This window comes from Parabacteroides sp. D25, from assembly GCF_000307475.1.
In the GTDB taxonomy this organism is placed as follows: domain Bacteria; phylum Bacteroidota; class Bacteroidia; order Bacteroidales; family Tannerellaceae; genus Parabacteroides; species Parabacteroides distasonis.
In genome coordinates, this window is sequence record NZ_JH976506.1 from 54,461 (window position 1) to 80,541 (window position 26,081).

Here is a 26,081-nt window from a genome sequence, read left to right on the forward strand (position 1 = left end):
TGCCGCGTCTCTACAACTGGGGTATTTTGTTATTTGAATAACATTGGGGCGAATTTTGTGAGGTAGATGCGCCAGTTTTTCCAGATATGGCCGCCGTCGCTCTCGTAGTATTCGTATTTGTAGCCGTTATCGTCTAGTTTCTTGCGATAGTCTACGTTGTTTTTGTATAAGAAGTCGGTCTTGCCGATAGCGATCCAGTATAATTTCGGATGCTTGCCGAATTGTACTTTCAGCTTCTCATCCATATTCTGGTAGATGGGAGATTCGGAGCCTTCACGGGGGAGGATAGCGGCAGAGAATAATCCCACGTAATCGAACATATCAGGATATTGCTTAGATATATGCAAAGAATGGAAACCGCCCATGGAAAGTCCGGCTATCGCACGGCTGGATTTCTTTTTTTCCACACGGTAATTGCTCTCGATAAACTTAATGACATCCGGGAAGCTGCTTTCCATGCTACCCTCCATGGTTTTAGGTAGTTGCATATTCGGCTTAACTAAACCTAGGCTGGATTCTCCCGGAGCGGCCTCTTGATCCGCGTTTCCGTTTGTCATAACCACGATCATCGGTTTAGCCTTGCCTTGGGCGATTAGGTTATCCATGATCTGGGCCGTACGTCCTAAGGCGATCCAAGCTTCCTCGTCGCCACCCATGCCATGTAAGAGGTAGAATACCGGATATTTTTTGCCACTTGTCTCATAGCCAGCCGGCGTATAAACGGTAATACGGCGAGTCTTTCCCAATGTCGGGCTCTCATACCAACGGCGGGCGACCGTTCCGTGAGGAACATCATTAACGCTGTATAAATCACCCTGTCCACCCTTAATGATAAAGATATTCGTAACGGATGCCACGTCACGGTTCAGATAGACATTGTTCGGATCTGTAGTCTTTAATCCGTCGACAATAAAGGAGTAGCTATATAATTCGGAGGGAAGAGGTTCCGGTGTGGTATATTCCCAAACGCCTTCTTTACCTTCCTTTAAATCAACGGTACCGGGTACATCCACTAAACCGAACTGAGTCTCCATCTTCTGTGTGGGAAGGAAATCTCCTGTTACCTGCACCTTGATCGCTTTGGGTGCCATGAACCGGAAGGTTACGGTGTTATCCGGATGAATCTCCGGAGAGATGATGTTCTGACTACCCCAAAGGGCTTGTTGGGCGAACGTGATCACGCTGATCAGCATGAATACGGCCAAGATTGATAATCTTTTCATAATGATAAATTTATTAATGGTATTACTGAGGTCTAAAGATTTTTACAAATGTAATGAATAATCTGTTACATGAGCAATAAATAGGCTCGATAATGTGTGTCTTTCGTGACGGGGCATAATGAGAGGTAGCCTTCTTGAATCCTTCCATTCGCAAAGCGAAGTGGATAAGTCTCAGACATGAGGCGGTGTTTCTCGAGAGCTTCTCCGGCTTCCTTCTCGTAAGAAACCCGGTAATCGCCAACAGCCCTAGGCGCTACATAATGCTGGAATAGACGTAAAGCGACCATTCCCATCGTGTACCGCATATTGATCTCAATGCAGGGATGAATAGCGAAAGATCCATCCTTTTGTCTATAGGCCAGCATATCCACACCTATACAGCCCGCGTAAGTAGATCCGTACACTTCTTGTAATACAGAGCGTACCGCCTCTTGGATGCGGGAATAGGTTTCTTCGCCCGTGAATCGGGTGATGCGAGAGAGCATGGTGGATTGTTCCTCTAGGATGTTGCCTGTATAGGAGCCTCGCTCCTCGGTATTGAAAACGGATAATCCCTCGTAACGGACAGTACCTTGCCCGTCGGAATAAAATTCCATGGCGAAATCCTGTACTTTGTCTAATCCGCTTTCGATACTGATCATTCCTTGTTTGTTGAATGCGCCCTCTATCCAGTTTTTCGTTTTTGTATCCGGTTTTCGTTTCTCTACCCATAGCAATCCCCGTCCGGAAGAGGAATAGGGTGTTTTTAATACGAAGGGAGCGTTGCATAAGATCATGTATCTCTCCACCTCCCGGATTTTCGTGCAGAAACGAGGCGCTACCGGAATAGGGAGATCGGGTAGGAGGGCCTGTATCTTTTCCAGACATTCCGCCGCCGTTTGCCTACCGGTAAGGCGAAAATAATCCTCTTTCCAAGTCGGGACGGATAGCCGGACTTTTGCCTTGTCCCTCAACTGCTCGAATAAATGAAGACTATGCGGGGAAAGTCCCCACGGGGCCGCGTCCATAGGAGAGAGGTAGGGAGCGTTTTTCGCCAGCATCGCTTTTGTTACAGGTATAGGAGCCGGGTGTAGGTCTTTGGGCAAATGGGCGAAAAACGGAGGGGTTGCCTTACTATCTTCCAGATAGACAAAATCATCCTCTTCCGCATACCAAACCGGCAGCAGTGCCAAGTCTTTTTGCATTTTACGGACATTTGTCGGTGCCGTGTAGTTCTGTGTCCCTAAAAGTACGGCCGTCTCGTGGCCGGGATTGAAATAATGTATCCGTGACATAAAAGCGTAAAAACAACAAAGCCGTCTTTTTAAAGGACGGCTTTGCTCGGGTTTATGAGATTGTTATTCCAGATTCTCGTCGATGGCATCGATCTTCTTGACCGTTAAAGCCATATCCTCTTTCAGCTTTTCGATCTTGCGTTCCATTTCTTTCAGTAAACCGCCGCCGCCCTTGGAGGAAATGCTTAGGAAGCCGATGTTGTTTTCGTAAGTCTGAAGCTCGTTCTTCATGCGCTCGTACATACGCATCAACTTATCACGTTCGCTGAACAAACGGCCTTTACCTCTTTCGCCGCTGGTCATCTCGTTTAGGTTGTTGCGGAACGACTGCATCTTGCGATCGTTCTGGTCTACCTTCAAGCGATCGAATTGTTGGTCAACCGCCTCGTGATATTCCTTGTAGATCTTATCTTTCTCCTTGAACGGTACGAAACCGATCGTGTTCCATTCCGCCATATAAGACTTCAAGGTTGCGATAGCCTCATCATGTCCAAGGCTCTCGTCCATGCCCTTGATCTTAGCGATCAGCTCTTTCTTAGCGGCCAAGTTGGTCTGCTCTATGCTCTTTTGGGAAACAACGTTCTTATTCTTTTGCTCGAAGAAATAATCACAAGCCGAGATAAAACGTTTCCAGACAGCGTCGGAATGCTTACGGGCTACCGGTCCGATCGTCTTCCATTCTTTCTGCAAAGCGATCATTTTATCCGTCGTATCCTTCCAGTCAGTACTATCCTTCAAAGCCTCGGCTTTCTCACATAACGCACGTTTAGCGTCGAGGTTTTTCTCCATATCGCTCTTGATCGCCTTGTAGAACTCGCTTTTCTTCTCGAAGTAGACATCGCAAGCGGCACGGAAACGTTCGAATATCTTTACATTATATTTTTTCGGAGCGAAACCAATCGTCTTCCATTTCTCTTGCAAGCCGATTACCTCCTTATTCTTTTCTTCCCAATCCTTAAACGATTTCAACGCACTGAAATCAATCGCCTCGATTTGTTCGCAAATCACGGTCTTCGCATCCAGATTCTCCTGCTCTTTCGCTTTCAGTTTCTCGAAGTGCTCTTGGTGACGCTTATTGATCACGGTTGAGGCAGCTTTGAAGCGAGCCCATAAATCCTCACGCAACTCTTTCGCCACCGGCCCGATCTCACGCCATTGCTGGTGCAGCTTCTGAAGCTGGTGGAAAGCGGAGATAACATCCGACTCATTACCTAGTTTCTCTACGGTTTCGCACAAGGCGGTCTTCAATTCCAGATTCTTCTTGAAGTCGTAATCACGGAACTGATTGTTTATCTTGATAATATCATAGAATTTCTCGGTGTAGATCTGATAGTTCTTCCAAAGCTCGTTCACGTGCTCTTGGGGAACGGCCTTCACCTCTTTCCATCTTTGTTGGATGTCCTTGAAAGAGTTGTATAATTTATTGAAATCATCTTGGCTTTCACAAAGCTCTTTCAACTGGTCGATTAACTGCAATTTCAAAGCGTAGTTAGCGGCCTTTACACGCTCTTCCTCGGCGAGGATAGCGGCTCTTTTCTCTTTATAAGAAGTGAGCAAATCCTTGATCTTGTTCTCGGTTTCGTCAGCGGGAGCTGTAAAATCCTTTTCTTCGCCACCATCAGCGATGAATTCCTTCTTGAGCTCTTCCACCTCGTTACGACGGATCTTGTAGTAAGCCTGTTTCAAAGCCTCTACTTCTCCACGGGAAGTCTCTACGGAAGTCTCAACAAGTTCGGTTAACTTAGCGAGAATTTCTTCTTTGGTTAATTTACCTGCGGCAATAGCAGCGTCTGCCTCCGCTGTATCGTTGGCTTCAACGTCTGCGGTAGCATCGATTTCCGGCGTCTCAACCGGTTTTTTAGTTTCTTCCAATTTCCCGGCTTCTTCCGGCAAATTAGTCTCAAGAGTGTCCTTCATATACAATCGCTTTTAAGAAAAGGATAAATACATTCCTATATCAAGTCACAAATTAAACTAAATATTTTTGGATTACAGCATTTCGGGGAAATTATTTATCTAAAAAGTCATTTTGGATACTAATAGATGTTAAGGTTGGCCTATTTCTCTTGATTCCGGTTGTAGAGACGGGGCATGCCCCGTCTCCCACCGTCTACTTATACTATTTAATCTTATTTATCCCAAGAAGGAAATCAATACGCCGGCAGCTACCGCCGAGCCGATCACTCCCGAGATATTACTAGCCATGCAATATTGCAAGACATGGTTCTTCGGATCATATTGCAACGCGATCTCATTCGCCACACGAGAGGCCATTGGCACGGCGCTTAAACCCGTGGCTCCGATAAGCGGATTGATTTTCTTCTTAGTGAACAAATTGAAAATCTTAACGAAGAAGATACCTCCGGCGATAGACAAGGCGAATGCCAAGAAACCGCCGATTACGATACCGATTGTTGTTAGGTTCAAGAACGCTTCCGTGGTCATGGTTGCCCCGACGGATAATCCGAGGAAGATCGTGGCTGCGTTCATGATACTGTTGGAAGCGGCATCGAACAGACGGAACGTATTGGTTCCGATCTCTTTTACAAGATTACCGAACATCAACATACCGATCAAAGGAACGGAGCTGGGAACAAACAGGGCGACTACGGTAGTTACCACGATCGGGAAGATAATCTTCAATACACGCAAATTCTTGATCTCCATGTTAGAAGGGTATTTCTTCTCTTGTTCCTTCATGTTGATCTGTAATTCTTTCTTAGAACACAGTAGCTTAACGACCAACGGGATGATAACCGGTACCAAAGCCATGTAAGAATAAGCGGCGATAGCGATCGGGCCTAGCAAATGCGGAGCCAATTTAATGGTAGTGAAGATAGCCGTCGGGCCATCGGCGCCACCGATAATACCTAAAGACGCTGCCTCTTTTGGTGTGAATCCCATCAAGATCGCTACCAAAAGCACCGTGAAGATTCCCAATTGAGCCGCGGCGCCGAAAATGGATAGGCGAAGGTTACGGAGCATCGGACCGAAGTCGGTCAACGCACCGACACCCATGAAGATAATCGGCGGCAAGAAGCCCGTCTTGATCAACATATAATAGATGAAGTTCATCAAGCCAAGCTCGTGTGCGATATCATGCAGCGGCATTTCCCAGATGTTTCTCATCACGCCGTGTACATTAACCAACCCATTCTCATCCGCTTGAATCACTCCCATATCGCCTCCGGGGAAATTGGCGAGCAATACGCCGAATGCGATAGGCACGAGCAATAGCGGCTCGTATTGTTTCTTGATACCGAGGTAGAGCAATACGAACGCTATGGCATACATGATCAAGAACTGCGGTTCAGCAATGATATTGCTGAACGCAGTCATCTCATATAAGTTTTGAAATATCTCGTTCATTATTGAATCGTCATTAATACATCATCCTCAGATACGGCATCACCGGAAGACAGGCAGATCGCCGTGATCGTTCCCCCGAACTCGGCACGTACGGCATTGTATGTTTTCATGGCTTCCACGTAGCAAAGGACATCCCCTTCTTTCACTACGTCGCCCACCTTCACCGGGGTATCGGAAGCGTTCTTTACTAGGAAGAATTTACCTTCCAGCGGAGAAAGCACCTCTTTCCCAGCGCCTGCGGGAACGTTTGTTACCTCTGGGGCTGTCGGGGCGGGAGCCACTGTCGGTTTAACTTCCGGAGTTGAGCTGTTGGTATCACCAAAAGCGACGGTCACATGGTAAGCCTGTCCGTTTACATCTACGGTCATGACTTGCGGAGTCGTCGGCATCGTTAATGCAGCGGCAGGTGCCGGAGCCGGTGCAGCAGGAGTGGCGGGTACCGTCGGTTTACCGGCGTTCGCTTTCTCTGCCTTACGTTTTGCCACGTCTGCCTTAAACTCGACCTTGGCCTTTCCAGAGCGATATGCCTCGTATTGAGCGGGGTGCATGGCGTATTCGAAGAGTTCTTCCTCGTCCTCGCCAACTTCCCATTGTTTCTCGTTCATCAACTTGCGGTACTTATCCAACGCGTCCGGGTAATTGTCTTGAGGATTACCTTCGAAGAACTTACGTCCCTCGGCTTGCGCCTTCTCGATAATCTCGGGAGCCAACGGACCTGGGAGTCGTCCGGCTTTTCCAAGGATCATATCCCAGATATCATCGGCGATCATGCTCCAGCGGGCTTTCCCCTTCTCCATCTGCATGACGTTCATCAAGGCTAGGTTCTTCACGTATTGGCTGAATGGAGTTACCAATGGAGGATAACCGACACGCGGCCATACGTAAGCTACCTCGTCGAACAACTTGATCAATAACTGGTCTTGAGACATCAGGGGTTTGTTGTTCTTTATATTGCTCTTGTTGATCGTCTCTAGGTTCTTCTCAAGGTCTGCCATCAAGCTACCCATCATACCGCCCGGAAGTCCCGGTCCGATCAGCAAGGAATTCATCAACCGGTTCTTCGGGCTGATATACAATCCCAAGAAATCATCCATGAATTCTTGAACCAAGGCACGAACCTTCATATAAGCCTCCATATTGATCTCGGGCACCTTATAACCGGCATCCTTCAACATAGCCTGTACGGTCAGCAAGTCCGCGTGCCCTGTACCCCAAGAAAGCGGCTCCATACCTACGTCGATATAGTCGCAACCCGCGTTACAAACCTCCATGATGGAAGCTACGTTAAAGCCGGGACCGGCATGGCTATGATATTGGATAGGGATCTCTGGATATTTTTCCTTGATATTGGCTACGATACGGCCTAATGTGTACGGACGTCCGATACCGGCCATATCCTTGATACAAATCTCATCCGCTCCGAGTTCGATCAACTCGAATGCCATCTTGGTATAATACTCAACCGTATGTACCGGAGAATGCGTGATACACAAGGAGCATTGTGAGATCATACCGGCCTCTTTTGCGTATTTAATAGATGGGGCGATATTCCGTACGTCGTTCAGGCCGCAGAACGTGCGGGCGATATCCGTTCCTTGCGCTTTCTTTACCTTATAAAATAGCTGACGTACATCGTCGGGTACCGGGCTCATGCGAAGGCCGTTTAACGCACGGTCCAACATATGCGTCTGAATGCCTGCCGCATGGAAAGGTTTTGTCCATTCACGGACCGCTTTATTAGGATTCTCGCCGAATAATAAGTTGACTTGTTCAAATCCTCCGCCATTCGTTTCCACCCGGGCGAAACAGCCCATCTCGATAATTGCCGGAGCGACTCTGGTTAGTTGGTCTACGGTCGGGACATACTTTCCGGCGGATTGCCACATGTCTCTGAAGACCAAACTGAATTTGATTTCTCTTTTCATGATATTAATATGTATTATTTATACTTTCTCAATTTTGATAACTTTCCCCTGTCCACGGGTCACGGCACTGATTGCCGATACGATGGCGGCTGTCTCCTGTCCGGAAAGGCTACCGATCGCGGTGGTTTGCGTTGGAGTGGCCGTTTGTACCCGAACGGCTGCCGCTACTGGTTTCTTCGCTATGATCTCTTCCGGCGCGTATTTATTCACCAAGACGATAAGTCCTTTCCCCAGATAGATAACGATCAAAAGGATAGCAAATACGGTGGTCATTCCAACTACCATTAACAAAAGTCCTGTCTCTATATTCTCCATATTCTATATTTGTGGCTAGCTTAAAAGGTTTCTACAAAGGATTGAGCAACTTTCAGCCAAATTAAAAACAATCGCAAAATTATAAAATACTGGAAAACGATCTGTTACATTTTAATTAAAAAAATGAAAATAAATAAGCGAAACGGCCTTTTCGGTGAATGATTGTCAGCTTGAAAAAACACGTACGTGTTTTTTCCGATGCTTGTACGGCTGAAAATTCAAATATATTACCGTAACTTTGCGGTGGAACTCTAATAATGTAGAACTATAATAATTAAGGAATAAGACCATGGGAAATTTCTTTACATCTTTATTCTCTTCTTCCAAACCGGCCGAAGCGACGGAGGATAAGGCGAAGAACGAGCAGAAGAACTTTGATATCTTGAAATACGACGGCGTACGTGCCCAGAAGATGGGAAAACTTGCTTATGCGATCAAATGCTTTACGGAGGCACTGAATATACAGGAGGATTTTGAGACGATGAGCTATCTCGTTTCCGCTTATACGATGGCGAACGATCTAGGGAAAGCCGAGGACGTGTTGAACCGGATGGTTGAGATGGAGCCGGATCATATCGCTACCCGCTTGACTCGCGTTAACTTGTTGTTTATGTTGGATAAGGATGCGGAGGTCATAACCGATTGTTTGCACGTGATCGAGCTAGAGCCTTCTAATCATGTCGCTTATTTCATGATGGCAAAAGCGAAGAAAGCGACGAATGACGTATTTGGCGCTATCGCCGACCTGACGAGGTCGATCGCCTTGAAGGAGGATTTCGCCGATGCTTATTTATCGCGTGCGGAGATTCTTTTAGGACTGGGACAAGCTAAAGAGGCGCTGCCCGATGTGGAGAAAGCGATCGGGATCGTGCCGGAGGAGGAAAGTTCTTATTTATTGAGAGGACGTATTCATATGGCTTTAGGGGATATCGAGGCTGCGAATTCTGATTTCCAGCAGGCCCTAGATCTAAATCCGTTTAATGAGGACGCTTGTATCTTATCTGGTCAGTTACTGATCGAGCAAAAGAAATATGACGAGGCGATCGCTTTTTTTGACGAGGCGATCGAGACGAATCCGTCTTTTGCCAAGGCTTATAGTGAGCGTGGGCGAGCCAAGAATCTGAAAGGTGATAAGACCGGTGCGTTCGAGGACTTGAAGAAATCTTTGGAACTGAATCCAGAAGGCGAAGAGGCCCAGAAGATGAACGGACAGCATTCGAATTTCGATAATATGTATAAAGGGGGAATCTTTTGATCAAGGTAACCACTTTTTCAATCCCATTGGATACCTCTAGTTGTAGAGACGTAGCGTACTACGTCTCATCCCTTCAAAATGGTAACTTAAAGTAAGGACATACTACATTCCAAGACAAATTCCATACAATAAGTATATGAATGATATGGCTCTGTAAGTTATTGGACATTAGTGTCTTAAAAATACGATTGTGTTTTTCGCAAAAGACGTACGTGTTTTTTTGAAAAGTCGTAAATGTTTTTCGAGAAACACGTACGACTTTTTACCGAATCATTCGATAGAGAACAAGAGCATACATAGAAATATACGATAAGCCTCCCTTATCACTGGATCTTCTCGTATGAAACAGTACATCAAAAAATCTCTGGAAACAAGTTTATATTTTTTCTCAGCGTAGGTATCTCTATCGAAATGATAGGATTCTCTATCGTTTATTTCAGTAAGCCTCAAATTGCTAGTTTTACCCCTTAAAGTTGAAAGTTCCGCCTATTCCCTACATTAATGTATCCATCTAATTTTGTCCGTGTAAAAAGTTCACAAGCTTGATTTTGGAAACTTAGTCCCGATAGGACTAAATACTTTAAACAGGCTTAAGTAAAGAGGATATACAAGAAAGTATCAACTCTTTACCCTACAAGAAAACAGGTAAGGATGATTTTCATAAGTTCTTCTCTAAAGGGGATGGATTTATATAAGAGATTATAATATAAGGATTTAATAATAGGGCTAGATTAAATAGTCCTATCGGAACTAAAACGATCCTTATATTCTAAACAACGAGGAATAAGTTAAACGAATAAAATATAGGGACATGAAAATAAAGACAATAATCTCAAGTATTTGCTTGATGCTATTAGCAGTCGCTTGCTCGATGGAGGATGACGTGCTGAGGGACATGGAGATAGGAGATTCGGGAAATGTTGAGATAGAGATGGGGGAGGCCGCTTTTGTTCTTAAGACTTCTCTTTCTTCTTTGGAGACAAAATCCTTATCTGATGCTGGAACATTACCTGCTTCTATGGATGAGGCAGAGATTAATAATTGTACGTTGATATTTTTTGAGGGCACACAAGTCAGTTCCATAATGGAAGGGTTGTTTGTGAATAAGGAGAATTATATCGTTAAAACGAAAGACGGAACGAAAGATGATTGGGCTAAAGTGATTTTAAAAGTGAAAAAGCCTAGTCCTTATTCCGTGATGGTAATCGCTAATAGCTCGAAGTCGTTTGCGGGTTGCCAATCGGAAAATAATATAAAGGATATAATACAGGATGATAAGGATGCTTTGGTAAAAGTTGGGAAAATGGATATCAGTTTTGATACTGACTTTGCTGGCTATCCAACAATTGCGGAGGCATTGGGAAAGCCTTTAGAAATAGGCACAATACCTCTTTCTCAACTAACAGCTCGAATAGAACTTGCGGAATTTAATGTTTCAGGTTTTCAAGGAGCATCTGTTAAAGAGAAGGTTACTGTTACAGGAGTGGATCTGTTAAATTTGAATCCTGAGAGTTATACGATAAATGAGCAAACTCATAAAAATGCGACTTATTTGTCTGAGAGTAAAACGTGTAATGTGGAGGTCTATAATGGGGTATCGGATCTTCCGTCAACTTATTCTTTTGTAGATAATAAGAATCTATTGTCTTTTTATTCTTTCCGGAATCTGGCGAAGGCAGAGAGTGATCAAGTAAAAATGCAGGTTCGGTTCAAAATAGGAAATAGCAATGAGGAAAGAACTACGAGGCCGTTTGTGATCAATAAGGAAGGAAATATCTTACATGGCGTTAAATCCGGATATGTTTATCGCTTGGTTGTCAATATGACTATTATTGGAGATAAGGTCGAGACAGAACTGCTTTGCTATACAAGAGATTGGTTGAATAATACCATATCCATTCCTATGGAAGATAATTGTAAACGGGTAAAATAAAAATACAAGATTATGAAAATAAGGAATATATTATCAGTGCTGTTTGTTGGACTGCTTTTCACGAGCTGTAACTCGGAAGAAGAAGTTCAGCGAGGAAATGAGGACGGGCGGGATATCTCATTCTCTATGACTCTTACTTTGGGAGAAGTGACAGCGATGACGAAAGCTGGAGGGGATATCGCTGAAGGGTATACATATTCGACAGAGGATGAGGTAAAAGTGAATAATGTTGTGGTCGCTATATTTAATGAGGCGAATGGAACTGTGGGTGAGTGCTTGGAGTACAAGTCTGTAGCGTTTGACGGGGGAATTCCCAATTCTACCGTAACGATTGATGGAAAAACATTGATTGCTTATAAAATTGATAATATACAAGCAAAGACAGGTAAGGTTCGTATCGTAGCGATTGCGAATTCAACGCATTATGAGGACTTGGCTAGATTGGGAACGACTACTTATGAGAACCTGAAAGGTTTGTCGGAAACCGTTTCAGGTGGAACTTTTGATGCTTCAAATTTGGTAAAGGTCGGGGAGTTGGCTGCGTATGACCTAAATACGGCTGTGACAAGTATACCTGTTCCGATGACACAATTAGCGGCACGCATCGATATGAAGTTTACGGTAGATGAAGAGCCGGAGACTGTGTCTACAACAGATGATACAAAAGTAACCAACCAGTGGTTCTATACTGTAACTAAACTTACGGTCAAGAATATCAATCAGAAATCAGATTTAATATTGCTTGGTCGAGATAATCAATATGATGATACTTACTCTACGGCAAAGGATATTACATTGCAAAATGGCGTTGCGTTACCTTTTTATACCTATGAGAAGTTGAACACGACGTTAACCCCATTGTCTATATATGTAACGGGTGATTTACAAAAGATACAGGTCACGACTACCTTTAATGAGGATATGACTATTCAAAATGTAACGAAGGGAAGTATTATAGAGGAAGAGAAAGATCATTCTTATAAATATGAGGATTTTAATCCTACGACAGCGCTTGAAGGATGTACGACAAATGGTATCATACATGGTAATAGATATGAGCTTACAGGTAAAATATCCATGAAGACACAACGAATCAACTTTACGGTATCTACAACTCCGTGGGAAGGTGTGGAAAAGTTTGTCGTGGATGTGGTTATTGCGGATTTGAAGTATTTGTTCGTGAGGGAGACTAAGGTGGTGATGGCGAATATCACTGAGTATAAGATAGAGTTTGCTTCTAGCTCGAATATTACGATTGATCAACCATCTTATGCGACTTATGAGGAGTATTATTTGGTAAATGGAAAAATAACAAAGAGAGATGGTACGTATTACCCTAATAGTTATTATTACAGTTGGACTAATGATAATAAGCACAAACAAGATCAATATCCTAAGATAAGCGCAGAAGCAGGAAAACAAGGCTCCATTATTATTACGAGTAAATTACCTGTAAATTATTTTCCAAAGCAATTTGTTTTTGGTGTTCATAATGCAGAGGACTTGAAAGTATCAGGAATTATCGTAGATCAATATCCACCTCAATATCTGGAAGGAAAAGTTTCGAAAGATGCTGGTCCAGCAGATTCTCCTGATGGGGATACAAACCCTAATATCTTTACGATAACAGTCAAAGCTGCAGGGAATCTGATAATTGGAGATCCTAGTACTATAAAAAATGGAGTCCGGGTGACTAAAGACGACGCTTTCTCTGCGGAATTAGTATCTCCAAAATTTGTAGTAGCCTCAAGATTTGGTGCTGTAAGTACAGGTACTTATACATATTCCAAAGCGGTAGAACGTTGTAAAAAATATTGGGAGAGGTTAGAGGATGGTACCTATTATGAGGCTGGCACATGGAGGGTTCCTACTTTAGCTGAGTTAGAGTTTATGAATACAGTACAAGACGCTTCTCCTGCGGTAAACTATTTGTTTAATACAAACGGTACTTATTGGTGTGCAATGCCGTATTGGTATTATGACTTTGGGGCAAATAAACGTAATCAGTTTACTAATAATGCCTCTAGTCAAAAAGCTGACGGTATTCGTTGTGTAAGAGATTTATATTAAAGATGTTTATTAATGATTTAAATAGAGATTTTTATGATAAAGAAATTATATAGCCTATTTTCCATATTACTGTTGCTCGCTTCATGTGCGACAGAGGAAATAGAACAAATAGAAATTCAACCGACAGATGGATCAATGGTTTCTCTTTCATTCTCTGTAGATGCTCCGAATGCTCTTGAGATTACGAAAGCGACCGGGGATGTGGAGAAAGGTGTTGAGTCCTTATATCTATATACATTTAATGAGGATGGAGAGTTTATCTCTCCAGTTGTAGAGGCTGTTGTTTCTGGCAATGGATATACGGCTTCTATCTCAAAAGAGACCCGTACCATCCATTTTGTCGCCAATGATGGAACGTTAACCCCTTCCCTAGAAAGCGGAATGGCCTCGTTAGGAACAGATAAGCAAATCTTTTGGGGAAAGAGAACTTTTAGTGAAATTCCTGCGAAAAATATAAGCAATAATCTAGAAGATGCTGGTAACAACAATGTTGAACTACTACGAAACTGGGCCAAAATAACGCTGAATCTCTCATCGGAGGCAGCTGTGAAATTGAAAAATGTTTCTTATCTCATTTATAATGAATCACAGTTGGCATCTATCGGTTATAAAGATGCGGGAAAGTTGAATATTCCAAATCAAGATTTTTATGCGCCCCAGAATGAGCCAGATGCTAGTAAATATGCGAAGCCGGGTGAATCTGTGTATACTTTTGAACATTATAATCAAGATAAGAAAGCGACTTTTGTTATTATTAAGGCGCAATTTGATGGTAGCGAGACCTATACATATTATAAGATTGATCTTGCCGTAAAGGATGAGAATGATAAGGTAACTCGTGTTTATGATGTCGTTCGTAATTATGCCTTTAATATAACGGTCAAGAGCGTTTCCAGAAAAGGAGCTACGTGGGCTGAGGTTATAGATGAAAATGTGATAGCGGATAATAATATCACGGCCTCGGCTATTATGGAAAAGTATCCGAATATAACTTATGATGGCGAGGCCTTGAATGTTACAAAGACGACATTCGTTTTTACGGGCTCTTCTAACACATTGTCGATGACTGCGACATATGCGGGAACAGGGCAGTTGAGTGTGGTTCCGGGTGAGGGAATGTCGGATGTCGTAGATGGTAACTTAAGTTATCCTTCTTGGATACCTTCTGGCAATCAGACGATAACGATTACAGCCAATATAAAGCCGGCTCCTGACTCCGGTGAGAAGATAGCGTATTTCTACGTGGTAGGAGGTAATTTGCAGCGTAAGATTAAATTGGTCTTACGTCCCCCTTATGACTTTATTAATCCGAGATTTGAAGACGTGAAGGAGGGGACGGGTACAAATGAAATTGCCGCAGGTCAGAAGCAAGATGCTTATCTGAAATTCTCGATACCGGAAGATATTGATGAATCCTTATTCCCCATTGAATATAAGATATATACTAAAAAACTGTATGCAGTAGAACCCGGTGTTCGTTTGGAAACGACCGGAGCGAGCGATTGGTACTACGTCTATACGGATCAGATATTTAGTCCTGAAGAGAAGGTTATTCATTTTAAAACAAATACAGCAAATGATGATGAAGATGATGTTATTTTAAAGGCTGATTTATTCAATCCTGTTTCTGATTTGAGTTATACTAGACCTGAAAAAGTTAAAGAGACGAAAACTTTCTATTTGCAATGTCGAAGAAATGGAAGCAATGTGGGAAGTAATGTAACGATCACTTATTCCATATCAAGTGGTGGAGGAGCAGCAATTAGAACTAATAATAGCTCTAAAATAATATTGGATAAAGTATCCGTGTATGCAGATGATGAAATAACGTTTACACACACATCTTGGGGAGGTACGTATACTGCGAAAATGTCTGTATCTGATTTGGCGAAAAGTAGTACCAGTAATTATGTATTTGTGGATATGAGATAATAATAACGGGTTCCCATCCATCATGTGAATAATGGATGCGGGGAGCGTGCAGCACACAATGGATTGAATTTGTTTTACACGTAGGCTGCACCTCCTCCCCGGCCCTTTACCTCATATAGCATTCGTGCTTCATCGATGCCATTCATTCCGTAAGGAGATGGGCGGCATCGCTTTCTTCATTTGCTGATGAAGTTAACTTGCTTTGGTCTGAGATCAAAGGTTCTTGCGTAAAAAATTGCGCAACCCTTTGTTTATTAAAAAAAAGGCTCTATCTTTGCAGCCCGAATAAGTATGCGAATAATAATAAATAATATAGAAAGATGAAAAGAACATTCCAACCTTCCAACAGAAAAAGAAAGAACAAGCATGGCTTCCGTTCTAGAATGGCTACCGCTAATGGCCGTAGAGTATTAGCTTCTCGTCGTGCTAAAGGCAGAGCTAAATTAACGGTATCTGACGAATACAACGGATAATTAGTCACGTTCTAAAGATTTATAAAGAAAGTAGAGGTTTTTTCCTAAAAAGCCTTTACTTTCTTTGTTTTTGTAGTATTGTTCTGGTGGGTATTGGTCTATATGCCGTTTTTTTTCTACTTTTGAACCGCCTACAAATACATACGTGAAATGAGTAACTTTTTTGTAAAACTGATAAAGAATCCGTTTGTCATCAATCTCTTGTTGGTGATAGTCGTGTCGTGCGGCGTTGTTTATGGCGTACTGGCGTGGCTGGATTCTTATACCCGCCATAATCAAGCGGTGGTCGTTCCGGACGTGAAAGGAATGAAGCTAGAGGACGCCGCCGAGTTTTTCGGGAATAATAAGCTACGCTATAACGTGATCGATTCCGTATTCTCGAAAGATGTGGCTCCGGGCTCCATCGTGGAGTTGGTTCCCGGTGTCGGATCGAAGGTGAAAGAGGGGCGGATCGTCTTTGTTACGATTAACGCATTGACCTCCCAGATGGCCGTGATACCGGAGGTGGAAGACTTATCTTTCCGTCAGGCGTATGCCTTGCTGCGGGCCCGTGGCTTCTCGTCGGTCGAGATAGAGTATGTGCCGGGCGATTATAAAGATTTGGCGATGGGGGTGGAGTTAAACGGGCGTACCTTGCTCAAAGGGGAACATGTACCGTTGACCGCTCATCTGGTATTGAAAGTAAGCAGTGGCGATCCGAATATGCTTCCCGACTCATTGGCTTTGGATAGTATTCCGGTAGAACCATTGGATAGTGATATAGAAAACTGGTTTTAAGGGAATGGACGAGTTTTTGGACGATATGGATGATGAACAGGTAGACGACCTGTTGATGCCGGAAGAAGACGAAACATCGTCGAGCCAGATGTATGAGCATTTCCGCTTCGTAGCGGACAAGGGGCAATCCCTGCTCCGGGTGGATAAGTTCTTGGTAGACCGTATGATGGGCGCTACCCGTAACCGCATCCAATTGGCGGCTGAGGCGGGTTGCATCTTGGTGAACGATAAGCCGGTGAAAAGTAATTACCGGGTGAAACCTTTGGATGTGGTTTCTATCGTGATGGATCGCCCACGCCGGGAACTGGAGATTATCCCCGAAGATATCCCTTTGAATATAGTATATGAGGACGATGATTTGCTGGTGGTGAATAAGCCGGCAGGCTTGGTCGTACATCCCGGCCACGGTAATTATACTGGTACATTGGTGAATGCCTTGGCTTATTATTTGAAGGATGATCCCTATTATGATCCTTCCGATCCTCGTTTAGGCTTGGTACACCGTATCGATAAGGATACGTCGGGCTTATTGGTGGTGGCTAAACGCCCGGAGGCCAAGAGTAACCTGAGCCTGCAGTTCTTCAACAAGACAACCAAACGTAAATACCGTGCCTTGGTATGGGGCATCGTTCAAGAGGATGAGGGGCGTATCGAGGGAAATATCGGTCGTGACCCTCGTGACCGTATGCAAATGACCGTCTTCCCGGAAGGCGATCAAGGCAAGACCGCCGTCACCCATTACACCGTGTTGGAACGCTTGGGCTACGTGAGCTTGGTGGAGTGCCGTCTGGAGACGGGGCGCACGCACCAGATCCGTGTACATATGAAATATATCGGTCATACGCTTTTCAACGATGAGCGGTATGGCGGACATGATATCTTGAAAGGAACAACTTTTACTAAATATAAACAGTTCGTGCAAAACTGTTTCGCTATTTGTCCACGTCAGGCCTTGCATGCTAAGACGTTGGGGTTCGTTCATCCTACTACGGGAGAGGAGATGTTTTTCGATTCTGAGATTCCTTCCGATATGCAGCAGCTGATCGACAGATGGCGTGTATATGCGAACACTAAAGAATTGTAAAAATGAAAAAGAACATCGCTATCGTAGCAGGGGGAGATTCCTCCGAGATCGTTATTTCATTAAAAAGTGCGGACGGAATCTACTCTTTTATTGATAAAGACAAATATAATTTATATATTGCCATCGTTAAGAGGGATGAGTGGGCGGTTATACTTCCTAGCGGGGAACATACACCAATTGATAAGAATGATTTTAGCTTCAAGGAGAATGGCGTGACGAGGCATTTTGACTTCGCTTATATAACGATACATGGTACTCCGGGCGAGGACGGACGTTTGCAAGGATATTTCGATATGATCGGTATGCCTTACTCGTCTTGCGGGATGCTGGTGAGCGCTTTGACATTCAATAAATACGTATGTAATCATTACTTGAAAGACTTTGGTGTAAAAATTGCCGCGTCCATTCATTTATTCAAGGGAGAGACTATTACGGACGAAGAAGTCGTGACTCGTTTGGGTTTGCCTATTTTCGTGAAACCAAACGATGGGGGTAGTAGTTTTGGCGTGACGAAGGTGAAAGAGGTCTCCGCTATCCAGCCCGCTATCGCTAAGGCGTTTGGGGAAGGACGTGAGGTGATTCTCGAGCGCTTTATCGATGGAACGGAAGTGACATGCGGTTGCTATAAGGTGGAGGGTAAAGAGGTTGTCTTCCCTTTGACCGAGGTGGTTACGAATAACGAATTCTTCGATTTCGACGCGAAGTATAACGGACAGGTGGACGAGATCACTCCGGCCCGTATCTCCACCGAGTTGACGGAGTTGATACAGCGCGAGACATCAAGGATCTACGATATATTGGGCGCCAAAGGACTGATTCGTGTGGATTATATTATTCCGGCAGACGGGGAGCCTGTCTTACTGGAAATAAACACGACACCGGGAATGACGGCTACCAGCTTTATCCCACAGCAAGTACGTGCGGCGGGATTGGATATAAAGGATGTCATGACAGACATTATTGAAGACGAACTCAAAAACAGAAAAACAAAATGAATAGATATGGATACAGAAACAGTTTCCCCTAATTTCGACGACATCCGTCCGCTGAACAACAGTGAGGTGAAGGACGCGATTGAAAAATTGGTCGCCAATGAGGATTTCGAGCGGGCTTTACGTTACATAAAGCCGAATTTGAATTGGGAGGAATTCTCAGTTGCCATGCGTGCTTGCAAGACGAAGGAGGAGTTTAAATCTACTCTGGCCTATGACGCTGTAATGACGGTGGCGAAAAATACTACTTTCTCGCTTACTATCTCAGGGCGTAGCCGTCTGCCGAAAGATAAGGCGGCCTGTACGTTTATCTCGAACCATAGGGATATCGTATTGGATGCCTCCTTCTTGAACGTCATGTTATATGATGTGGGGTATGGTATGACGCAGGTCGCTATCGGCGACAATCTTTTAATCCGTCCGTGGATCGAGACGTTGGTGCGCTTGAATAACAGCTTTATCGTGAAGCGTGGCGTTTCTGTTCGTCAGATGTTGGAGGTCAGCAAGACGCTTTCCGCCTATATCCATCATGCGATCAAGAATGTGAACGAGTCTGTATGGATCGCCCAGCGTGAGGGACGTGCTAAGGATTCGGACGATCGTACGCAGGGCAGCGTATTAAAAATGTTGAGTATCGGCGGTGATAAGGATAATCTGTTGTTGAATTTGATGGACTTGAATATCGTACCGGTCGCTATCTCCTACGAGTTTGATCCTTGCGATTTCTTGAAGGCGAAAGAATTCCAGATGAAGCGGGATGATCCGGATTACGTGAAATGTCAGCGGGATGATTTGTTGAGCATGGAAACGGGTATCCTGAATAATAAGGGTCGTGTCCACTTCACGATCACTTCCCCGATCAATGATTCCTTGGCTAAACTAGACAAGGATATGGAGAAGAATGAGCTGGTAAGCGCTATCGCGTCCGTTATCGACCGGGAGATCTATAAGAACTATCGTTTCTATCCTTGTAATTACGTAGCTTATGATTGGCTGAACGGTACTCGCCGTTTCCACGAGCATTACGGACCGAAGGATAAGAAGCAGTTCGAGGAGTATATACAAGGACAGTTGGACAAGATCGTCCTTCCGAATAAGGATGAGGCGTTCTTACGTAAGAAACTATTGGAGATGTACTCCAATCCGTTGAAGAACTATTTGACAACTTTATAAGTTCCAATTGATTTTGATAGAGAGGTGTTGTAAAAGAGCGGAAGAAGCCTTTTACAACACCTTTTTGGTTAACCGACGTATCTACGTTCATAAATACCTGCATGAATGTATGTTTCTTAACATACGCTTTCGGTGACATATTGTAATCCCCTATTTCGTATCTTTGGCATATACGGTAAGAAACGCTTACAGTATGCTAATCATTTAAATCAGTAGCAGTATGAAACCGGAAGATTACATCACCCGTGAGGAGAAGTATGGTGCCCACAACTATCATCCCCTGCCGGTCGTTCTCAGAAGAGGCGAAGGCGTGTTCGTGTGGGACGTGGAAGGAAAACGTTATTTTGATTTCTTGTCCGGATATTCGGCGTTAAGCCAAGGACATTGCCATCCTAAGATCGTAAAGGCCCTGATGGAGCAAGCGGAGAGGCTTACGCTCGTGTCTCGTGCCTTTCATGCTGATATACTTGGTGAATACATGGAATTTACTTGCAAATTCTTCGGCTATGACAAACTTCTGCCGATGAATACGGGAGCCGAGGCGGTAGAGACGGCCTTGAAGCTTTGCCGTCGGTGGGGATATCGTCGGAAAGGGGTTGCCCCGGAACGTGCGAAGATCGTGGTTTGTAGCGAGAATTTCCATGGACGTACGATTACGATTATTTCCATGAGTACGGACCCTAGCTCATACGCCGATTTCGGTCCTTATACACCCGGGTTTATAAAGATACCCTATAATAATGTGGATGCGTTGGCCGAGGCCCTGAAAGATCCTGATGCAGTAGGCTTCTTGGTGGAACCGATCCAAGGTGAGGCTGGGGTAGTGGTGCCCGACGATGGTTATCTGCGGGCTTGCTATGATCTTTGTCATCAAAAGAATGTGTTGTTTATCGCGGACGAGATACAGACGGGTATCGGCCGTACCGGTAAGTTATTGGCTTGCGATTACGAGGGGATTCGTCCGGACATCTTGATCTTGGGAAAGGCGTTGTCCGGTGGGGTCAGTCCGGTCTCGGCGGTATTGGCGGACGATGAGATCATGCTTACGATCGCTCCGGGAGAGCACGGTTCTACGTATGGTGGAAATCCGTTGGCGGCGAAAGTCGCTATCGCAGCCTTGGAGGTGGTACGTGACGAGCATTTGTCGGAGAATGCGTTTAAGATGGGTGAGCTGTTCCGTGGTGAGATGGAGCGGATTAATAATCCTATGATAAAGAAAGTACGGGGTAAGGGCTTGCTGAACGCTGTCGTGACGGAACCTAAAGATGGGAAGACGGCATGGGACATCTGTTTGGCGTTGAAGGAAAACGGTTTGATAGCCAAGCCTACCCACGATCATATCATCCGCTTCACGCCTCCTTTGGTGATTACGGAGGAGCAAATGATGGAAGCGATTGGCATTATACGAGATACGTTCGCTAAATTCTAGTGTATGAAGATAAATGTAATAGGTGTTCCCTTGAATCTGGGATGTGACCGGGCTGGCGTAGAGCGTGCCCCGAACCACCTTCGGGAACGGGGATTGATGGGGGTGATCCGGAAGAACGGGCATAAAGCCTTTGACTTGGGTAATTTGTATGTACCCCCTGTTAGCGAGGCGGATAAGTTCGTACGGGGTAACAGCATGAAATATCTGGATGCGATCGTGGAGGTAAATACGAATCTGGCGGAGTTGGTTTATGATACATTGCGTGGAGGAGCGTTCCCCTTGGTGATTGGCGGGGATCATTCGCTGGGTTTAGGTAGCGCCTCGGGCGTGGGTAAATGTTATGATGATTTCGGCATTATCTGGCTGGACGCTCATGGGGATATCAATACCAGCGAGACGTCACCCAGTGGTAATATCCACGGGATGCCTCTTAGCGCATTGATGGGGATGGGAAGCGAGGAGCTGGTGAATGTCTACGCACCCGGGAACAAGGTGAACCCGCAGAACGTATTCTTGGTCGGGACCCGCAGTCTGGATGAAGGCGAGTGGGATTTGATCGAGCGGGAGAAGCTGAGTGTCTATACGATGGAGACGATCCATCTGAAAGGTATCGGCTTCGTTGCGGAGGACATCAAGCGGAAATTGAAGGAACGGAAGATCCGCAACGTGCATTTCAGCATAGACGTGGATAGCATAGACCCCCGTTTCGCCCCGGGCACGGGAACCCGTGTGTGTGAGGGACTGATGCCGGATGAGTTTAATAACTTCGTGGATCATATGCTATCGACAAACTTGATTAAATCGATGGATCTGGTAGAGCTGAATCCGGAATTGGATGTGAACGAGCAGACTACGAGCCTTTGTCTGCAGATCATTGATTATATTACCGCCCGTCTATAAGGAATCTAAATTCCATGGTTTATGATAAGAGTGTGAAAATGAAGTCCCCTTGTCCCGGTTCAGACCGGATACGAGGGGACTTGAAAATACGATATGTCTATCGGTTTATTTCATTTTTCGGATATTGGCGTAATTGAAGCTATCGCTCAAGAAATCATCTTCGCTGAATTTATAGCCTTGAGGGCCCCAGTTGCCCATAGCGAGCATGGCGATCATCTTCATCGGATTGAAACCGCTCATATCGCCGCCGGCGGCCGCTAGAGGAACGGACTCCATCAGCTTGCGCATGGAATGTGGATAATTCTCGTTGATCACCATGTTGCGGTATAAGGCAAGGATTCCATCTCCTTGCTCCTTACGGTTCCAAGTCAGGATATATGTACCGTCGTTGGCTTCTGCTTTCGCTTGGAGATCGGGTAGTTTGGCGGAGTTGGCGTCTGCTATGATAAAGGTTACGAAACCTTCCTTGTCCACTTTAGGCATTTCTTTGTCGTAAATAGAGGCATACGAGTAGGTCTCGGCTGACCCAAGGCATATGGACCAGTATCGTACATCGGCGGTGGCGTATTCGCTTACGCTTTTAGGAGCCGTAGGAGGGATGAAACGGAAAGTAGCTACCTCCCCTTCGTTCAGTTTGATGCGGGCGAATAGGTATTCTGCCGGGCTGTTCGGGTACATTAGGCTCAGCGGGGCACGCATGAACGGGAGTTGCGGCAGGTCGGTGGAGAAATCCATCGGCGGCAAGTTCAACGATTCGTGGATGTTGCAGACCTCACGCTTCGGGAAATCCACTTCCTCACCTGTAGTCACATTGAAAGCTTGGATAGCAGGCATGTCCACGCCGCCATACTCATCGCCGCTATATTGTTTCGCCAAGTAAAGACGCATGAAAATGGAGACCATATTGACATCTTCCGGAAACTCGCATATGTTCTTCATCGAAGCACGTGCGCTAGCCGGTGTGTTAGCTGGAATGATATAGATCGTATAGCCATTTGATGCGTAATCGTCTGTCTCCTTTACGTAGGGGTTGATAGAGCTGTCGTCGGGTTGGATATTTACGTCCTCGATGCTGGATACGTCTATCTGGGTCTCGTCGTTATAAACCGTGAAGTTAAAGAAGCGTGACTTCGGGTACTTTCCGGTCAGACGGAGGCCGATGTTTGGATTATCTTTGTAAGAATAGGTGTATTCCCAATAATCGGCATAGATATCAGGAAAGGCCAGTAGGGTTTGATTGTCGCCCCGGAGCGTCTTGCCCCATTGTTCCTTGGGTTCCGGGTTGTTGATTTGAGGGGTATTCTCATCATTGTCATCGCAAGCGGTGAACATACCCATAGTAAGGGCTACCAACATTAAGTAAAAAATCTTCTTCATGATTCTGTTCGTTAATTAATCTGTTTGTTATTAAAATGAGAGCGCAAAAGTATCTCATTTCCAATTAGGGTTGACCTATTGAAAATGAAATACCTTGGATAAGACCACAGAATCCTAGGAATGGAACAGCTAGAAGGGGTATCCGATAGCGAAATGGTAACCCATGCCGTCCTTGAATTTCGGGATATTGTAATAGCCTTTCTTTCCGGTATCGTAAGGGAGGTGCAGGCCGATACCCACGTCGAAACGGATGACGATAAAGGTGAGGTCGTAACGCAGGCCGAAGCCGGTTCCCAAGGCTAGATCCTTGAGGAAGCTACCCCATTTCAGTTGTCCGCCGGGACGATCCGGATCGTTTCGGATCAACCAGATGTTGCCGCTGTCGAGGAAGGTAGCCCCGTGGAGGTCGCCAAGGATCGGGAAGCGGTATTCGAGATTGGCCTCGAATTTAAGATCACCCGTACGGTCGATGTAAGCGTATTTATTGTTGTCGCTGTTCTGGTAGTAGCGTCCGGGACCGATGCTGCGGATCGTAAAGGCACGGATGCTATTCGCTCCGCCGATGTAGAATTGCTCGTTATAAGGGGAGGTACGGGCGTTGCCGTAACTATAAATAGCGCCGGCCATTAATCGGCCTACGAGATATTGCTTATGCCCGAGGGCGTAATTATAACGTATCTCGGCGGTTCCCTTGATGAATTGGGCGAAGGGGTTGCCGAGCAGTTCCTTATCCTCTTGATTGAACTTCTTCCCGGCTAACGCATAAATCCCATCCAAGACAAGGCCCGCTTGGGTAACGGATGCCTGCCACCAAAGATGGTTCCGGCGACTGGTAATCGGGGAATCATCATAGGTATAGGTATAGTTCATGGCCGGGATGAATTGATTTTGCAAACTCTTCTTTAGGGCCTTGTTCACGTTGGTAATGCTGTCGAACTCATGCGTGGTATGCTGGAGCAAGTTGAACGTCAGCTTGAAAGGGGTGATGGAATGATGAGACGTGGCGGTAGGCTGGAACTCATACGAGGCGTCACCACCGAATGCCAGCAACTTGAAGAAACGGGCCCGGTTCATCTGGTCCGCATAGAGGCGGAAGGTGGTGCTGGCCGGGAAATTCATGTCCCGTTTGCTGAATGTAGGGAACAATACCCGTGGGAAAGTCAGCGTGGTAGTCAAGCCTAACTCATAACTGTTGATCTTGGAGTTGCTGCCATCCAGCTTGTTGCCGGTCTGCCATTCGTAAGAGCCGCGGAGTTTCACGCCGAAGGTCTCGCCCCCTCCGAAGACATTCCGTTTGGTCACGCTGAAAATGGCGCCCGGACCCACTTGGTCGTTGCTCTTGGCGGTAACGTTCAACTCGAGCTCGCCGTCCAATGGAAGATCGTAGACCGTATTGATCCGCAGATCCAGCGTATCTTGACGGCGCATGGTATCACGGGGGGAATATTGCAACTCGGCATAACGGAAGATACCCAAGCGGGACAGGGCGGTTTGCGTCCGTTCCTGCGCCCGCTGGTTGTAAAGTTCCCCCGGCTTGAAATATAAACGGTTGTAAATGACCGAGGGGCGAACCCTTAGCTTGCCCTCATAATGGATCGTAAGGTCCTTATAGCGGATCGAGTCCGTGGGAGTCTCATTCTGGTAACCGTTTAGCCAGACGGATATATCCCCGAGCTTCCAAGGGCGGAGGGCCGAGGGGGGCAGGCTTTCCTTCGGGGCCACCCGTAAGGCCACTTTCCCGGGGTTCAACAAGGTATCCGCTTGATAGGTGATGAAATCGGGACGGAAATAGTAATAGCCGTTGTTACGGAGCAAGGACGAGATGCGTTCCCGCTCGGCTTGCAACTGGACGACATTGAAATTCTCTCCTTTGTGGAGGATACGATCGCCGATCGTGGCATCGATCAATGAGTCGGCACGGTGACGGATATGGACGTATTGGATGCTGTCTAGCGTATACGGATCGTTCATGGTGACGCTATATTCCAGCTTCGCCTTCCGGGGATTCTTGGGATCGGGTACGACCTCGAAAGAGGTCTCTCCATTGAAATAACCGTATTCGTTCAATAGGTTCCGGGCTACCTTGACACGGACTTCCGGGTTCACGGTGGTGATCAGCACCGGTTTCGACGCCAGCTTGTTGAAGATCCACTTGCCGACCTTCCCTTTCTTGTTCACGAAAGCGTTGTAGACCCACAGGCCGAAGGGGAAGGGCACCCGGATCGAGGAGCTTCCCAGCAAGGCGTTGTTGGGGGGATAGGCTAGGGCGGCCTCGACCTCTTCCAAGGCGGCTTCGCCGGGTTTGGTCTTATCCTCGTTCTTCACCTCTATTTTCTTGATACCGGTATATAGGACCGCTCCCTCGGGAAGGTTCTTCGTGGTGGAGCAAGAGGTGAGTAAGAAGGCCAGCAGCCCGAGTAGCGCCAGCGACGATAGGATCGCTCTTTGGGTAGACACCCCCCCTCGCCCTGGGGAAGTATCCTTCCCTGCTTTGGGAAGGCATGTTTCCCTGCTCTGGGAAGGCATGTTTCCCTGCTCTAGGAGGGCATCCTTCCTAAAATATATTAAAACATTTTTCAT

The 26,081-nt window shown here is 45.6% G+C and carries 19 protein-coding genes; 11 read left to right on the plus strand and 8 right to left on the minus strand.

Going from position 1 to position 26,081, the window contains the following annotated elements; all coding sequences use genetic code 11:
- Window positions 1–29: 29 nt before the first annotated feature.
- From HMPREF0999_RS16395 to HMPREF0999_RS16420, 6 genes are all read right to left on the minus strand, one after another.
- Window positions 30–1,223 carry an esterase gene (locus tag HMPREF0999_RS16395; RefSeq protein WP_008773962.1) on the minus strand — a complete coding sequence of 398 codons (1,194 nt, stop codon included), beginning with the start codon at window positions 1,221–1,223 and terminating at the stop codon, window positions 30–32.
- Between the two features lie 65 nt (window positions 1,224–1,288).
- Window positions 1,289–2,497 (minus strand): hypothetical protein, encoded by a 1,209-nt coding sequence (locus tag HMPREF0999_RS16400; protein WP_009276411.1) that lies wholly within the window; start codon window positions 2,495–2,497, stop codon window positions 1,289–1,291.
- Window positions 2,498–2,560: 63 nt separating this feature from the next.
- Window positions 2,561–4,414: a DUF349 domain-containing protein gene (locus HMPREF0999_RS16405; RefSeq protein ID WP_009276412.1), complete on the minus strand. Its 1,854-nt coding sequence runs from the start codon at window positions 4,412–4,414 to the stop codon at window positions 2,561–2,563.
- Window positions 4,415–4,630: 216 nt separating this feature from the next.
- A complete protein-coding gene (locus HMPREF0999_RS16410) occupies window positions 4,631–5,866 on the minus strand; it encodes a sodium ion-translocating decarboxylase subunit beta (RefSeq protein ID WP_009276413.1) in 1,236 nt (411 codons plus the stop codon).
- Window positions 5,866–7,791: a biotin/lipoyl-containing protein gene (locus HMPREF0999_RS16415; RefSeq protein WP_009276414.1), complete on the minus strand. Its 1,926-nt coding sequence runs from the start codon at window positions 7,789–7,791 to the stop codon at window positions 5,866–5,868. Before HMPREF0999_RS16415 ends, HMPREF0999_RS16410 begins: the two co-directional genes overlap by 1 nt.
- 18 nt (window positions 7,792–7,809) lie before the next feature.
- Window positions 7,810–8,106 (minus strand): OadG family protein, encoded by a 297-nt coding sequence (locus tag HMPREF0999_RS16420; RefSeq protein WP_010185308.1) that lies wholly within the window; start codon window positions 8,104–8,106, stop codon window positions 7,810–7,812.
- 289 nt (window positions 8,107–8,395) lie between these two features.
- Between HMPREF0999_RS16420 and HMPREF0999_RS16425 the strand changes: the two genes are divergently transcribed.
- From HMPREF0999_RS16425 to rocF, 11 genes are all read left to right on the plus strand, one after another.
- Window positions 8,396–9,361: a tetratricopeptide repeat protein gene (locus HMPREF0999_RS16425; protein ID WP_009276416.1), complete on the plus strand. Its 966-nt coding sequence runs from the start codon at window positions 8,396–8,398 to the stop codon at window positions 9,359–9,361.
- Window positions 9,362–10,172: 811 nt separating this feature from the next.
- On the plus strand, window positions 10,173–11,294 hold the full coding sequence (locus tag HMPREF0999_RS16430) for a hypothetical protein (RefSeq protein WP_009276417.1): 1,122 nt from the start codon (window positions 10,173–10,175) through the stop codon (window positions 11,292–11,294).
- 12 nt (window positions 11,295–11,306) lie between these two features.
- Window positions 11,307–13,364 (plus strand): fimbrial protein, encoded by a 2,058-nt coding sequence (locus tag HMPREF0999_RS16435; RefSeq protein ID WP_009276418.1) that lies wholly within the window; start codon window positions 11,307–11,309, stop codon window positions 13,362–13,364.
- Window positions 13,365–13,397: 33 nt separating this feature from the next.
- Entirely contained in the window at window positions 13,398–15,296 is a 1,899-nt protein-coding gene (locus HMPREF0999_RS16440; RefSeq protein ID WP_009276419.1) for a hypothetical protein, read from the plus strand.
- Between the two features lie 320 nt (window positions 15,297–15,616).
- Window positions 15,617–15,769 (plus strand): 50S ribosomal protein L34, encoded by a 153-nt coding sequence (rpmH, locus tag HMPREF0999_RS22085; RefSeq protein ID WP_005633099.1) that lies wholly within the window; start codon window positions 15,617–15,619, stop codon window positions 15,767–15,769.
- Window positions 15,770–15,919: 150 nt separating this feature from the next.
- A complete protein-coding gene (locus HMPREF0999_RS16445) occupies window positions 15,920–16,546 on the plus strand; it encodes a PASTA domain-containing protein (RefSeq protein ID WP_005861027.1) in 627 nt (208 codons plus the stop codon).
- A 4-nt stretch (window positions 16,547–16,550) separates the two neighbouring features.
- Window positions 16,551–17,630, plus strand: a complete 1,080-nt coding sequence (locus tag HMPREF0999_RS16450) for an RluA family pseudouridine synthase (protein WP_005861030.1) — start codon at window positions 16,551–16,553, stop codon at window positions 17,628–17,630.
- A 2-nt stretch (window positions 17,631–17,632) separates the two neighbouring features.
- The gene (locus HMPREF0999_RS16455; protein WP_009276420.1) at window positions 17,633–18,625 is read left to right on the plus strand and encodes a D-alanine--D-alanine ligase; all 993 of its coding nucleotides are present in this window, start codon (window positions 17,633–17,635) and stop codon (window positions 18,623–18,625) included.
- A 6-nt stretch (window positions 18,626–18,631) separates the two neighbouring features.
- Window positions 18,632–19,795 (plus strand): 1-acyl-sn-glycerol-3-phosphate acyltransferase, encoded by a 1,164-nt coding sequence (locus tag HMPREF0999_RS16460; protein ID WP_005861032.1) that lies wholly within the window; start codon window positions 18,632–18,634, stop codon window positions 19,793–19,795.
- Window positions 19,796–20,015: 220 nt separating this feature from the next.
- The gene (rocD, locus tag HMPREF0999_RS16465) at window positions 20,016–21,224 is read left to right on the plus strand and encodes an ornithine--oxo-acid transaminase (RefSeq protein ID WP_005861033.1); all 1,209 of its coding nucleotides are present in this window, start codon (window positions 20,016–20,018) and stop codon (window positions 21,222–21,224) included.
- A 3-nt stretch (window positions 21,225–21,227) separates the two neighbouring features.
- The gene (gene rocF / locus HMPREF0999_RS16470) at window positions 21,228–22,124 is read left to right on the plus strand and encodes an arginase (protein WP_009276421.1); all 897 of its coding nucleotides are present in this window, start codon (window positions 21,228–21,230) and stop codon (window positions 22,122–22,124) included.
- 105 nt (window positions 22,125–22,229) lie between these two features.
- Here rocF and HMPREF0999_RS16475 read toward each other — a convergent pair whose 3' ends face one another.
- Entirely contained in the window at window positions 22,230–23,501 is a 1,272-nt protein-coding gene (locus HMPREF0999_RS16475; protein WP_009276422.1) for a hypothetical protein, read from the minus strand.
- A gap of 129 nt (window positions 23,502–23,630) precedes the next feature.
- Window positions 23,631–26,081 carry a BamA/TamA family outer membrane protein gene (locus HMPREF0999_RS16480; RefSeq protein ID WP_009276423.1) on the minus strand — a complete coding sequence of 817 codons (2,451 nt, stop codon included), beginning with the start codon at window positions 26,079–26,081 and terminating at the stop codon, window positions 23,631–23,633.

Coding starts and splice junctions, on each gene's coding strand:
- HMPREF0999_RS16445 (WP_005861027.1), top strand. CDS start 15,920: ATGAGTAACTTTTTTGTAAAACTGATAAAGAATCCGTTTGTCATCAAT.
- HMPREF0999_RS16475 (WP_009276422.1), bottom strand. CDS start 23,501: ATGAAGAAGATTTTTTACTTAATGTTGGTAGCCCTTACTATGGGTATG.
- HMPREF0999_RS16435 (WP_009276418.1), top strand. CDS start 11,307: ATGAAAATAAGGAATATATTATCAGTGCTGTTTGTTGGACTGCTTTTC.
- HMPREF0999_RS16420 (WP_010185308.1), bottom strand. CDS start 8,106: ATGGAGAATATAGAGACAGGACTTTTGTTAATGGTAGTTGGAATGACC.
- HMPREF0999_RS16410 (WP_009276413.1), bottom strand. CDS start 5,866: ATGAACGAGATATTTCAAAACTTATATGAGATGACTGCGTTCAGCAAT.
- HMPREF0999_RS16450 (WP_005861030.1), top strand. CDS start 16,551: ATGGACGAGTTTTTGGACGATATGGATGATGAACAGGTAGACGACCTG.
- HMPREF0999_RS16405 (WP_009276412.1), bottom strand. CDS start 4,414: ATGAAGGACACTCTTGAGACTAATTTGCCGGAAGAAGCCGGGAAATTG.
- HMPREF0999_RS16425 (WP_009276416.1), top strand. CDS start 8,396: ATGGGAAATTTCTTTACATCTTTATTCTCTTCTTCCAAACCGGCCGAA.
- HMPREF0999_RS16440 (WP_009276419.1), top strand. CDS start 13,398: ATGATAAAGAAATTATATAGCCTATTTTCCATATTACTGTTGCTCGCT.
- HMPREF0999_RS16480 (WP_009276423.1), bottom strand. CDS start 26,081: ATGAAAAATGTTTTAATATATTTTAGGAAGGATGCCCTCCTAGAGCAG.
- HMPREF0999_RS16415 (WP_009276414.1), bottom strand. CDS start 7,791: ATGAAAAGAGAAATCAAATTCAGTTTGGTCTTCAGAGACATGTGGCAA.
- rocD (WP_005861033.1), top strand. CDS start 20,016: ATGAAACCGGAAGATTACATCACCCGTGAGGAGAAGTATGGTGCCCAC.
- HMPREF0999_RS16460 (WP_005861032.1), top strand. CDS start 18,632: ATGGATACAGAAACAGTTTCCCCTAATTTCGACGACATCCGTCCGCTG.
- rocF (WP_009276421.1), top strand. CDS start 21,228: ATGAAGATAAATGTAATAGGTGTTCCCTTGAATCTGGGATGTGACCGG.
- rpmH (WP_005633099.1), top strand. CDS start 15,617: ATGAAAAGAACATTCCAACCTTCCAACAGAAAAAGAAAGAACAAGCAT.
- HMPREF0999_RS16455 (WP_009276420.1), top strand. CDS start 17,633: ATGAAAAAGAACATCGCTATCGTAGCAGGGGGAGATTCCTCCGAGATC.
- HMPREF0999_RS16430 (WP_009276417.1), top strand. CDS start 10,173: ATGAAAATAAAGACAATAATCTCAAGTATTTGCTTGATGCTATTAGCA.
- HMPREF0999_RS16400 (WP_009276411.1), bottom strand. CDS start 2,497: ATGTCACGGATACATTATTTCAATCCCGGCCACGAGACGGCCGTACTT.
- HMPREF0999_RS16395 (WP_008773962.1), bottom strand. CDS start 1,223: ATGAAAAGATTATCAATCTTGGCCGTATTCATGCTGATCAGCGTGATC.